Origin of the sequence: Pseudoalteromonas piscicida, assembly GCF_002208135.1 — a bacterium.
Classification (GTDB): Bacteria; Pseudomonadota; Gammaproteobacteria; order Enterobacterales; family Alteromonadaceae; genus Pseudoalteromonas; species Pseudoalteromonas piscicida_A.
In genome coordinates, this window is record NZ_CP021647.1 from 482,831 (window position 1) to 495,478 (window position 12,648).

The following is a 12,648-nucleotide window of genomic DNA, read 5'->3' on the forward strand; positions in this document are numbered from 1 at the left end:
GTTAACTTAATTCAATTTTGCTTGCCACTTTTGCGACAACTTAACCACGTTCAAGCCGTACCATGCGATGTAGACATAACAAAGCAGTGGCACGATAAAGCTGATCTGAATATGGAATTTATCAGCAATCACACCTTGAGCAAGCGGCACTATTGCGCCACCGACAATGGCTAAGCATAGCCAGCCAGAGCCTTTACTCGTTAATGAACTCAGGCCTTCAATTGCCATTGAGAAGATAGTCGGGAACATGATTGAATTAAATAAGCCAATCGCCAGCACGGCAATCATCGCAATGTTGCCACTGGTGCTCATGGTCAATGCCAACAATAATATAATAACGACGGCGTTGAAAGCGACTGCTTTAGAAGGTGCAATAGTTTTAAGTGCAGCTGAGCCGATAAAGCGCCCAACCATTGCACCACCCCAGTAGTAACCAATAAGTTTTGCTGCTGCATGTTCTTCAAGCCCAGCGATTTCAGGTTCTGCAAAGTAATTTACCAGGAAACTGCCGATGGCAACTTCTGCACCGACATAACAGAAAATAGCCACTACGCCCATCACCAAATGGGGCGCTTCAATTAGGTTATGGTGTTTCGCTTTACAATCAACGGCTTCGGTATGTTCAGCAATGATGGGCAACTTTAAAAACGCGAATACAACGGCGATTGTAAGCAGCGCTGCGGCCAAAATAAGATAAGGTAACTTTACGCCCTCTGCGCTTGCCGCAGCTTCAACGGTTAACGTACCGGCTGAGCCAAACAGTAAAAAGCCACCAACGATAGGTCCAATAGTGGTACCCAGAGAATTAAGCGCTTGCGCTAAGTTTAAACGACTTGACGCAGTGCGTGGATGGCCAAGTGCTGCAACATAGGGGTTCGCTGATACCTGCAAAACTGTAATTCCAGATGCCAGTACAAAAAGGGCTGAGAGGAAGATCCAATATTCGTGCACAACTACAGCTGGGTAAAACATGATGCAGCCGATTGATGCCACAATTAAGCCCATTAATACGCCATTTTTATAACCAAAGCGTTTAACTAAGTACCCCGCAGGTAATGAAACAATAAAATAGGCACTAAAAAAGCAAAACTGGATTAGCATTGCTTCTGTGTAGTTAAGGTCAAATACGCCTTTTAAGCGTGGGATGAGTACATCGTTTAAAACGGTGATAAATCCCCATAGGAAAAAAAGCGTTGTCATTGCAATAAGCGGAAGTCGATAATTATTATTCTCGGTATTCCCGCTTGTGACGAAGGTTTGGTTTGTATTTATTTCGCTCACAAGTGATACTCCAATCTGTTTTCACCTTGATTCTACACACTGTTACATGAAAATCACAAATGTTTTATTGGATCGTTCCATGTTTTATCTGCTAAAGTAACAAAAATGTTCAGCAGTAGGTTAAAAGTTAGATGAATTTTAGAACAACGCAATTTTTAGAAGCACACATTAAAAAAACACTCAGCTTTTACGCACCAAATTGCGTGGATGAACGTGGTGGCTTTAATCACTTCTTCAAGGATAATGGCGAGATTTATGACGCGAGTACGCGTCATTTGGTATCTAGTACTCGCTTTGTGTTTAACTATGCGATGGCTTATGACTATTTTAAGGAGCCTTCTGACTTAGATAAGGTTAAACATGGCATAGATTATTTGGAAACCATCCACAGGCAGAAAAATGGAGGTTATGCTTGGTTACTCAAAGGCGAAAAAGTAGTAGATGGCACAAACCATTGCTATGGCCTAGCCTTTGTTTTGTTGGCTCATGCTAGTGCCTTAAAGGTTGGCTTATTCGAGAGCAAGTCTGCAATTGAGCGAGTATGGCAGCTGTTAGAAGACAAATACTTCGAGCCTGATTTTGGGCTTTATAAAGATGAGTACGATGCGGATTTCAATCGAGCAGATAAGTATCGTGGTCAAAATGCCAATATGCATACCTGTGAAGCGCTAATAGCTTGCTATGAGGCAACACAGGATGAAAAATTTTTACAGCGTGCGTATTTGCTTGCCGATAATATGGTAAATCGCCAAGCGGCTAAAGCAGAAGGGCTGATTTGGGAGCATTATAATAGTGAATGGCAAGTCGACCTTGATTATAACAAAGACGATCCTAAGCACCTATTCAGACCTTGGGGATTTCAGCCAGGCCATCAAACGGAGTGGTCAAAACTATTATTGTTAATTAACCGCTACATGCCAAAAGCATGGCTTGTGGAAAAAGCCGTACACTTATTTGATGAGTCACTAAAAGCTGCTTGGGATAGTGAGTTTGGTGGGATTTATTATGGTTTTGCGCCGGATAAGTCGATTTGTGACGATGATAAATACTTTTGGGTTCAGGCTGAATCATTCGCTGCGGCTGCGCTACTTGCGCTTGAAACCGGTGATGAGAAGTATTGGCAGTGGTACGACCAAATCTGGCAATACGCTTGGGACAACTTTGTTGACCATGAGTACGGCGCTTGGTATCGGATCTTGAATAACAAGAATGAAAAATACAGTGATGAGAAAAGCCCAGCGGGCAAGACCGATTATCACACGATGGGCGCGTGTTACGAGGTCCTACGTTCAATGAAGTTATAAGGCGAATAGTATGGCATTAGTTTGTTTTGGTGAGGCACTGATCGATTTTTTATCGGATGGTAAAACACCAGAGTCATTTACTAAATATGCAGGCGGCGCGCCTGCTAATGTAGCGGTAGCAGCGGCAAAGCAAGGTGTGGACGCTTATTTTTGCGGTATGTTAGGCAACGACATGTTTGGCCAGTTTTTAGCTGAAGCGTTACAGACCAATGGGGTAAACACCCGTTATCTTGAGTATACAGATAAAGCCAAAACGGCGTTGGCATTTGTCTCTCTTGATAAAGAAGGTGAGAGAAGCTTTAGTTTTTATAGACCACCAGCGGCGGATTTGTTGTTCAGACAATCACATTTTTCTGAAGATATGTTTACTGAGCACTCCGTGATACATATATGCAGTAATAGTCTTACTGAAGAGAATATCTATAGAACGACGATTTATGCACTTGAGCGTGCACGGGCAAACAACATGCTTGTTAGTTTTGATATGAACCTCAGGCTGAACCTGTGGAGTTCGACTACGCATATTCTTGATAGAATTTGGCATTGCATCGCCCTAAGTCACGTCGTCAAACTGTCGCGAGAGGAGCTTGAATATCTCAATACTCAGAGCCATGCCGATAAAACCGAAGCACAAACTATAGACGCAATCATGGCTAGACAAACTCAATTATTATTGATAACTGACGGTGCAAACCCAGTTGAAGTCTATCTATCCTGTGAGAGGACGACAGTAGCGGCGCCTAAAGTTATAGCCGTGGATACAACCGCTGCGGGAGATGCGTTTGTGGGGGGATTACTTGCTGAGATCATTCGAAAGTTTAAACCTACCCGAGATACCGAATTTGCTATCTCACTGGATGAGGCAAAATCATTAGTCGCGTATGCTGCGAAATGCGGTGCGTTCGCTGTTCAACGTTACGGTGCATTTGCCTCTTTACCGTCAAAAGGTGATATAGGCGAATAGTAACTAACCTGAGATCAGGTTAACTACCCTAGGATAGATGCGCGTCCCGTTACTGCGCATCTATCCTAGTCTAGCGATTGTTTCTTTAGTCACTGTCTATATGGGGCCATTCTACAATATGTGCTTCAAAATCGGATTCTAAATCCACCTCTAGCTCAGAGGTAGCCTTACCAAAAATACTGATGCCCGCATCTATCATGGCTTGTTTGGAACCATTGTTTTTAAGTGGATGCCAGCTTGCCAGTCCCCTGCCCTCATGAAGTCTTCGATAACTACAACTGTTTGGCATAAAAAAGATATCTTTGAGGTTCTCTTTAGTCAGCTGTACGCAAGAGGGTACTAGAATTTGTCGTTCGCTGTAGCGGCTACAACCACAGCTATTTTTATCGTTATATTGGCAAACAACATCTGTGTAGAGTAACTCTTCACCTTCGCGTAAAAAGTCGGTGCTCTCAAATGATTCATCTTCTTCATCGCTGTCGATAAAAGAGTGTAAACAGCATTTACCACAGCCATCACAAATCGCTTCCCACTCATCTCTAGTCATTTCTTCGAGTGTTTTTTCTTGCCAAAAGCTCATTACTTTGCCCCTTCATTACGCTTTTTTGCATCATATTTGATTTGTGACGTCGGAATCGATCACATCAAACAAGCGGCGCATTCTATAGGATAGTTAAACGTAATTCAAAATTGGCGAACTATTTATTGCTGACGATGATTAAAGTACTATTTTTATTTCATAATCTTTGCCGTTAGCGCTATTTGTCTGTGATTATGAAGCGTAGCGAGGGTCGTTGGTTGAGACAAAAGGCAGGTCTTTCTCTTTTGTGCTAAGTGAATTGGCAGTTGGTATTCGGCTGTAAATGAATTAGTGTATAAAGCTGAGGCGCTATGGAAAAGGGAAAAGAATGCACTATGAAAACATTTTACAGAATCATTATTTTATTGGCTTTACTCCTTGGTGCAATAGCATCTTATAGTTATAGCAGCCAAACAGGAATGTTCATATTTGTGGTATTGGGTGTGGCACTTGAAATTGCGTTTTGGCTTAATTTGATGCCGCGACGAAAAATTAAAACGTGATGTAACAGTACTTTTTTATATCAGCCGAAAGCGGGTTCTTTAGTTAACGGAAGCTTGATCTCCATGTTCAACCCGCCTAGTAAACTATTAAAAGACTCAATTTGTCCACTATGGGCTTCCACCACTTTTTTGCACATTGCAAGACCCATCCCCTTGGATTTTCCTGAACTGGTTCTTGCAGATTGTGATTTGTAAAGTGGGTCGAATAGCTGTTGATGCGCCTCATAAGATAGCGGTGTGCCTGAGTCCTCAATGCGTATTGTCAAGTTGCTGTCTAAGCAAAAAAAACTCATTTTTACTTGAACTTTATCTCCGCCATGTTTAATCGCATTAACTAAGATTTCGAGAACGCAATTAGTTATCGCGTCTAAGTCGATAGTTATCTTTTCTGTACCAGAAATTTGATAGTTAACTTCTAATTGATCTTTATTATCCTTAAATAAACCCGCAGCCTGAGCATGCACTCGGTTTACTAACTTACAGATTGTAAAGTCTCTTAGATTAAGCATAGTTGCTAACTTTTCATTGTCAGTGACGAGCATCAATTGATTAATAAAGTGATTTAGCTCGTCGATTTTATCCATGAGTTTGCCGTAACTTTCCTGAACATTCTCAACGATATTATATTGTAGAGATTCAACCTGTACCTTCATAACCGTTAATGGTGTACGAAGCTCATGTGAGAGATCGGTAAATAAGCGTTGCTCTTTCTTTTCTAAAGCTTGTTGATTTCGGTGGTTGAACTGTTTTTCAACTTGCACGGTATTCGCGAGCGCATTCACCTGAGTTTGTAGGGTTAATAAGAGGTTGTTTTGGGCCGACTTATTTTGCTGCGCAAGTGCGAGCGTGAACAACATGACCTCAATTAAATAACCAAGCTTAATCGCGCTCGATATGTGATAAACATTGATAAAACCTACAAACATAGTCCCACCGATAGCAATGACGTTTACAAAGGTTACGTGGTTTAGCAGACTGAGGGAGAAAGTTACAGAGCCTGGAGCCCTTTGTTTCAAAGACCAATAGCCGGTATAAAGAAATAGCGGGATGATACTCAGGCTCAATACTAGGTTGTAGTGCACTGATTTTGAATAGATTGCAATCGGGATAAGCAGCAGATAGGCCGCTAAAAATCCATTATAGAGAAGATGTAAGGTTTTGTTTCTACGCTTTAATTGCAGAAATTGCTTTATGAAAAGAAGATGAAACACTGGCACAAAGGTCATCAAACAAGCTGAGAATAAGGTTGCAAATTTACCTTCTAAAGGCCAGAAATATTGAAACGTGAACCCAGAAATGTCCAATAAAATCAGCAAAAACAATAGCGTCCAAATACAATAATAAGCGTTAGTCGCATTGGCATTAAAGTAAAAATTAACTAGTACGATGACAAATACTGCTGCTATGAACCCGCTAAGCGCTGCATTCATTATCGTACTGGTAAGAACATTGCTGTTTAGTTCATTGTCATTGATTAATCTAAGATCGGCGGGGGCATTCGCAAAAGTTTGATAGCGAACAATAAGACTAGCCCCTTCTAAGTGCTCTCTTGATATTGGTAAATATAGCTGAGGCGCTTCTACCTCCCTAACATTAAACGCGGTATTTAGGGTGTGCTGCGTTAAAAATGAGACCTTTCCATTGTTAACCGATACGACACTTAGCCAAGGTAATCTAGCAAAACCAAAAGAAAGGTAATTGCTACCGGCGGAGACAAGCATATTTGGTGTAATAATTGCCCACTGATAAGACTCATTCTTAAGCTCAGGTGCTCGGCTTGAAAGTATTTCTAATATGGATTGGCTTTCGAGCTCGTTTAAGCCGAGCGTTGAAGATAATTGCGCAGCACTGACTTCTCCAAAATGAATTGTTAATGGTTCACTTACTCTATACTCAGCACTTGGCGTGGAGTCAACTGCCTCAGCCATGAAAGAGACAAGCATAAAAAACAACGAGAAAAGTCTTAACATAGTGATATAAGGCACAATAATTATTACTAAATCCTACTTTTAAATAGTGAAGCAAATGTGGATCAAATTTGGAGGAGTAAACAAATGTAAATGCATTACAACACTAATAATCAGTAAAAACAGCATATTACTACTATTAGTTATCACTGTTTCAAAAAAATGCGGTGAGGAAATGTGCATACGAGCCGAGTTATATAAAACTGAAATATAACTGTAACAATAGAGTGGTTAAATGCGCAGCTGAAATAAAAGTGTAATGAAAGAACATTACTTACTCTAAGAGCGAAACTATGGTTAATCAATCTCAGACTTCAGCATCAGCTAAACTTTTGAACTGGCTGTCAATCTTAATACTTGTTTACTTAGTCTTAGTCGCAGTTGGCACAGTGAGCGGCGGTTTTAAGTTGGCTTCAGGTGGAAGTGAAGGCGCAAAGGAAATCTTCGCATTTGCAACCAATCCAATCGTCGCCCTACTCTTAGGCGCTTTAGCAACGGCATTGGTGCAGTCTTCTTCGACGGTGACTTCTGTTATTGTTGGTCTTGTTGCTGGTGGATTACCTATTAGCATCGCAATTCCTATGGTGATGGGCGCAAATATCGGTACGACTATTACTAATACGCTCGTTTCTATCGGCCACATTCGTAGTAAGGAAGAGTTTAGAAGAGCGTTTGCCGCATCCACTGTACATGACTTCTTTAATTTATTAGCCGTCACTATCTTTCTACCTTTGGAAATCATGTTTGGTATGTTAGAGAAGCTCGCAGCAGGACTGGCCAATGTTTTTGTGGGAGACGCTGACTTATCGCTAAATAGCTACAACTTTATCAAACCAATGGTGAAGCCAGCGGTTAGTGTAGTAAAAGATGGTGTTAGCTTCTTAGATTCGACGGCCGCCGGTATTGCTATGGTCGTTATCGGGATCATGATGATCCTGTTCGCTGTAACCTACTTAGGTAAATTACTCAAGAAAGCACTGGTGGGTAAAGCGAAAGAGCTGTTACACAGTGCGATTGGTAGAGGTCCTGTCGTAGGCATCAGCTCAGGCGCATTAGTTACGGTAATGGTACAATCGTCATCGACAACAACCAGCTTAATGATCCCGCTCGCTGGCAGCGGTGTATTTACCACTCGTCAAATATATCCGTTTACTTTAGGTGCGAATATAGGCACTACAATTACAGCTTTGCTGGCGGCCACATCTATTACTGGTGATGCTGCAGAAGTCGCATTAACGATTGCACTTGTACATGTCATGTTTAATGTTTTTGCAGTGGCGCTTATTTACGGTATACCGTTACTCAGAGAAATCCCGCTTCGTCTAGCCGAGAAGCTAGCTCACATTGGCGCACAGAATAAGCCGGCTGCTCTGGCTTATGTATTAGGTTCATTCTTTGTATTTCCGGGACTCATTATGCTTGCAGTAAGATAAATAGAACTAACAAAAAGTGCATTTCAAGGCTCAGTATTGCTGAGCTTTTTTACTTTTTTTGCCTTTAGTTTTTAAGTCATAATTCTGTAATCTAGCTTTGAGATAATTAACATTGTCTTGTAAATAACGAAAGAAAGTAATGAGTAGCAAACCTGGTATTTTTAGTTTTAATGCAGCGCAGATAACAAGTTCTATGAGGGGACAGTACCGTGCTGTTCAGCCATATGAGAAACTTAATCTGCAACCAGGTGAACAAGGGCTTTCTTTGATCATAGAGTTGCCAATGGATGCGCGTATTGATGACCGAATTAACGTTGTACTAACAAAACACGGTGAGCGAAATGCCAAGTGTGAGGTCTCTTTGGTGGTTGACCCTGAGTATTATCTTACTAAGATTGTAGAAATCAAAGTAAAGCAATCGCTTGATGCAGGCCCTTACTTTATGCAATTGAACCTAGTGGGACTCCATGATTACCTAAAAAACGCGGCTGAGTTTGATATCATTTTGAACGAGCGTATTATTGCAAGCGAACCAGTATCTGAACTGGTGACAACTCAGGCTACAGGCTTCAAGCGTATAGTTAACTCGGCGGTCAGTGCTGTATTATCTGTTTTTTAACGACTATGTTGGTAGTGAAATCTTACCCATAGAAAAAGGTAGTGCATTGCTGTCACCTGAAACGGTTTCATTCGCAAGTAGGGCAAATAAGGCGGCCTCTTTGGCATCAGGGTTAACACCAAGTTGTGAAAAATCCCTGAGTGAGACGCGTTTACTTATATGGATTGCAATTCGCTCCATTAAAAATGCATTATGGATCCCCCCCCACTGACATATAACTCTAATTCAGTTGAACTGAGTGCATTAACTGCATTTGCGACCGTGATAGCGGTGAATTCGGTGAGTGTCGTGATAATATCTTCATGATTATAATCTTTGCCCTCCAATGCTTGATGCACAAAGGTTTGATTAAATAGCTCTTGTCCTGTTGATTTTGGAACTGGCTCATTAAAGAATTCGTGTGACAGCAAGGCTTCGAGAAATGGCGATTGAATGTTGCCGCTTGATGCAATCTTACCATCTTCATCGAATGGCAGCCCTAGCACGTGGCGACAATATTGATCTACTAAGGTATTTCCTGGACCGATGTCACTACTCACGCTCTGTGCTAGCGCACAATTTTTTGGTAAATAAGTAAGATTTGAAATACCGCCGATATTGAGCAACACCCTATCGATATTCGAATCCGAATATAATAGATAGTCACCATATTGCACGAGAGGTGCTCCCTCAAAACCCTTAGCAATATGTTTTTGTCTAAAGTCTGCGATGGTGATGATATTCGTTTTTGTCGCAATAATATCGGCATCAACTATCTGTAATGTGCTATTTAATGCGTCCGAGTCTGCAAAAGGTTGTTTCGGACAGTGGTAAAGTGTTTGTCCATGACTTGCGATTAGGTCAATTGTGTCTGCCGCAACTTGCCACTCAGCTAAAATATTATTGATTAGAGTCGCGTACAACTCACCGAGCCAAGTATTTAACTGACATAGCGTCTTAAGACTGACCTGAGATTTAGAAGCGTGATCACTGAGAAGCTGCTTTTGCGAAGGGCTATACTCTATCGTGGTAAATTTTTCGACCGTGACTAGTGTATTTTTCCCCACACCTTCAATTTTACATAACGCAATATCTAATCCATCCAATGAGGTACCGCTCATTAGTCCGAGTATATATTTTGTCTTTTTTTCCGCGATCGTGGCGAGTTTAATGATATCTGCTTTCATTTATAAAGCGCGCTCCGTGATCAATGCTTTTGCCTTCTCATATTTTTCGCTGGATAAGCTACCAAACCCGCTAAGTTGTCTGAATTTATATTTAGTAAAATAGGGGCAATTTAAGCCCAGTAAAAACAACGTTTTGAGGTGAGTTGTAAAAGTAACGCCGCGTTGCGCTGCAAACTGTGAAACGTCTCTTAATATATTTCGTGTTGTTTCAACATCTAATTCGTTGTTCTCTTGTACATTGACGATTAGATGCTTACCACTGCAGACACTGCAATGACCACATTGCTCCGGTGCGAGCTTGTCGCCAAAATAACTGGCGAGCGCTTTGTGGTAGCATGAAGTAAGTTGGAAAAATTTAAGTAGATGTCTTAGCCGTGCAAGTTCACCTTGTTCTTTAATTTGTGACTGTTGGTAGAAAGACTGAACCAATTCATTAATGTTTACATGTTGAGTAGGCTTTGAATAAACCGACGTATATTTAGCGACTTTTACTTCAATCAATTGTTGGCTTTGCAAATACTCAACGACTTCTTGCGCTTTTGTCAGTGGGATATTGTGCTCCTTCAATGTTTGATGTGAAAGCAATCCCCATTTCTTTTTGAATTCAAAACACGAGAATAGCCGAGTCAAAAATAGTTGTCGCTCGGGCGAGTATTTCGCTAATATTTTATCTTTTTCTTGGGTGAATGCGATGCTTAGCTCTGCAAAGTAGCTGTAGTTTACCTGTAAATAACCTTGAAGTTCGAGCTGGACGATAAGCGTTTTTAGTACCAATTGATTAATATTAGTTTTGTAAGCGAGATCGTATTCATTAAGGTGATAATCTGTACTTAGATCAGCAAATAGTTCGTTAAACAGCAGCGTTAATGACTCACGCTCTAATGCATTGGCATAAATGAAATTCTCTAATGTGGCAATTTTTTCATTATTAATTAATGCTACGCAATGTGCATTCTCACCATCTCTCCCCGCCCTGCCCACTTCTTGGCTATATCCTTCAATCGATTTTGGCATATCATAATGTAGTACCCAACGGACATCGGGTTTGTCTACACCCATCCCAAATGCAATGGTAGCCACAACGATAAGATTTGCTTTAGCTAGAAAGTCAGCTTGAATTTGTGCCTTTTTCTCGGGCTGTAAAGATGCGTGAAAAGCTTCTGCTGGAAAGCCACAGGCAGTTATCATTTTTGCCACTTCTTCTGCTTGCTTTTGTTGTGTTACATAAACGATACCCGCGCCCTTCGCCCTTTTTAAAAAGGCGAGCAAATATTCGTCTTTTTGTGATTCGCTAATATGGGCTGCACTTAACAAAAGGTTCTTTCGGTAAAAACCAGTCCTAATGATATTTTGTTCAGAGACTTCGAATTTATCTGCCATATCTCGAGCGACTTTATTTGTCGCTGTTGCAGTTAGTAACAAAACTTGATTGATCCTGAGTTCATGTCGATATTTAGCTACTTTTAGGTAATCAGGTCTGAAATTATGTCCCCACTCAGAAATACAATGGGCTTCGTCGATGACAAGAAAAGAGATATTGCTTTGTGATAATAAAGTCCGTGCTTTTTGGCTATTCAGACGCTCGACTGATATAAAAAGGACTTTAAGTGCATTGTCCCGCACCGCATTCTCTGTGCGTAACGTCTGCTCTTTGGTTTGAGTACTATCGAGACAGGCTGTCGCAATTCCTTTGCTTTGTAGGTAATCTCGCTGCTCATGCATCAGTGCCAAAAGTGGTGAAACGACTAAGCACATGCCTTCCTTGATTATTGCAGGTAACTGGTAACACAACGATTTTCCTGCACCAGTTGCAAAAATAGCGATTGCACTTTGACCTTGCAGTATAGACTCGATGACTTCAGATTGCCCTGGGCGAAGTGTTGTATGTCCAAATGTGCTTTGTAGTGTTTGAAAAAGTAGCTGTTGTTGAGTCATCCTGAATCTTTTCTATATTTTTCTGAGATATTCGCTATTGTGCCATTTAAATTAGTTATTGCTTCATTGATGCGTTCAATGTCGCTACGCTTAAATGCATGACGTCCGAGCATAAAATGTATAGCGTTATCGTTAACTACATAAGGGTGAAGCTGAATGCCTTTATAGCCAAGCTTGTTGATATAGTAATAGCCTGCGTCTTCATCTTCAATGAGAAAATCAACGCGGTTCTTAGCCACCATCTCAATCCGTCTGTCTAAGCTCGCTATTTCAAACAAACGTTTATCGTACCAATCAATTTTTTTTATTTGTTTTACTTCCTCGCCATAGTAGGCGCCAGGATTAGCTGTGAATGAATAACCCGCAGAGAATAACTCGATTAAGTTGCTATCTAGATCTATTTCCTTATTGGCAAAAAGGCGCATTTTTTCACGTCGGTATGGTGAAGAAAAGTAAGCAATTTTGGCCCTATCTACGCTAAAACTCGCGGATGGTAGAACATCAATTAAGCCCTTTTCAAGCTCTGTGATACCTCGGGCAGAGGATGGAAGTTGGATAAATTCGATACAAAACCCAGCGCGCTCGAACACCGCTCTAGTGATATCTACGTCTATGCCATAGGGACGAGTACCATACATCACGAAAGGCGGCCAGCTAGATCCAATGCCGATTTTTAGGGACAACTTATTCGCGCAATCGGAAGCGTAGCTTTTTGAAAAAACTAAAACGAATAATAAAACGGATAGACGAATAAGCACAGCCAGAACTTATGACTCTTTTATGAAGTTCATTATGTCATTATGAAAGACCAAGCAGAAAAAGAAAGAAGAAATTGGAGATAATAGACAGAAAACGGTTAATTTTATGTTTTTGTGGATAAAAAATGAGCTTGACTA

At 41.0% G+C, this 12,648-nt stretch carries 9 protein-coding genes and 1 pseudogene; 4 read left to right on the forward strand and 6 right to left on the reverse strand.

Features of this window, described 5'->3' with window-relative positions; all coding sequences use genetic code 11:
- Window positions 1–6 precede the first annotated feature (6 nt).
- Window positions 7–1,281: a sugar MFS transporter gene (locus B1L02_RS20655; protein WP_088532647.1), complete on the reverse strand. Its 1,275-nt coding sequence runs from the start codon at window positions 1,279–1,281 to the stop codon at window positions 7–9.
- A gap of 131 nt (window positions 1,282–1,412) precedes the next feature.
- On the opposite strand from B1L02_RS20655, the gene B1L02_RS20660 reads away from it, so the two are divergent.
- Both B1L02_RS20660 and B1L02_RS20665 read left to right on the forward strand, forming a co-directional pair.
- Entirely contained in the window at window positions 1,413–2,585 is a 1,173-nt protein-coding gene (locus tag B1L02_RS20660) for an AGE family epimerase/isomerase (protein WP_088532648.1), read from the forward strand.
- Between the two features lie 10 nt (window positions 2,586–2,595).
- A complete protein-coding gene (locus B1L02_RS20665; protein WP_088532649.1) occupies window positions 2,596–3,549 on the forward strand; it encodes a carbohydrate kinase family protein in 954 nt (317 codons plus the stop codon).
- An 85-nt stretch (window positions 3,550–3,634) separates the two neighbouring features.
- On the opposite strand, the gene B1L02_RS20670 is transcribed toward B1L02_RS20665, so the two are convergent.
- Entirely contained in the window at window positions 3,635–4,129 is a 495-nt protein-coding gene (locus B1L02_RS20670; protein ID WP_088532650.1) for a YcgN family cysteine cluster protein, read from the reverse strand.
- A 523-nt stretch (window positions 4,130–4,652) separates the two neighbouring features.
- Window positions 4,653–6,560 carry a sensor histidine kinase gene (locus B1L02_RS20675; RefSeq protein WP_223192181.1) on the reverse strand — a complete coding sequence of 636 codons (1,908 nt, stop codon included), beginning with the start codon at window positions 6,558–6,560 and terminating at the stop codon, window positions 4,653–4,655.
- Between the two features lie 332 nt (window positions 6,561–6,892).
- Between B1L02_RS20675 and B1L02_RS20680 the strand changes: the two genes are divergently transcribed.
- Together B1L02_RS20680 and B1L02_RS20685 are read left to right on the forward strand one after the other, a co-directional pair.
- Complete coding sequence (locus B1L02_RS20680) at window positions 6,893–8,032, forward strand: Na/Pi symporter (RefSeq protein WP_088532652.1); 1,140 nt, start codon at window positions 6,893–6,895, stop codon at window positions 8,030–8,032.
- A 139-nt stretch (window positions 8,033–8,171) separates the two neighbouring features.
- The gene (locus B1L02_RS20685) at window positions 8,172–8,651 is read left to right on the forward strand and encodes a hypothetical protein (RefSeq protein ID WP_088532653.1); all 480 of its coding nucleotides are present in this window, start codon (window positions 8,172–8,174) and stop codon (window positions 8,649–8,651) included.
- Window positions 8,652–8,654: 3 nt separating this feature from the next.
- Here the strand turns inward: B1L02_RS20685 and B1L02_RS20690 are convergent.
- The 3 genes and pseudogenes from B1L02_RS20690 to B1L02_RS20700 form a co-directional block, all read right to left on the reverse strand.
- A pseudogene (locus tag B1L02_RS20690) lies at window positions 8,655–9,817 on the reverse strand (anhydro-N-acetylmuramic acid kinase).
- Window positions 9,818–11,752: a RecQ family ATP-dependent DNA helicase gene (locus tag B1L02_RS20695; protein ID WP_088532654.1), complete on the reverse strand. Its 1,935-nt coding sequence runs from the start codon at window positions 11,750–11,752 to the stop codon at window positions 9,818–9,820. It lies immediately after the preceding pseudogene.
- Window positions 11,749–12,510 carry a substrate-binding periplasmic protein gene (locus B1L02_RS20700; protein ID WP_088532655.1) on the reverse strand — a complete coding sequence of 254 codons (762 nt, stop codon included), beginning with the start codon at window positions 12,508–12,510 and terminating at the stop codon, window positions 11,749–11,751. The genes B1L02_RS20695 and B1L02_RS20700 overlap by 4 nt, the downstream gene beginning before the upstream one ends.
- Window positions 12,511–12,648: the final 138 nt, after the last annotated feature.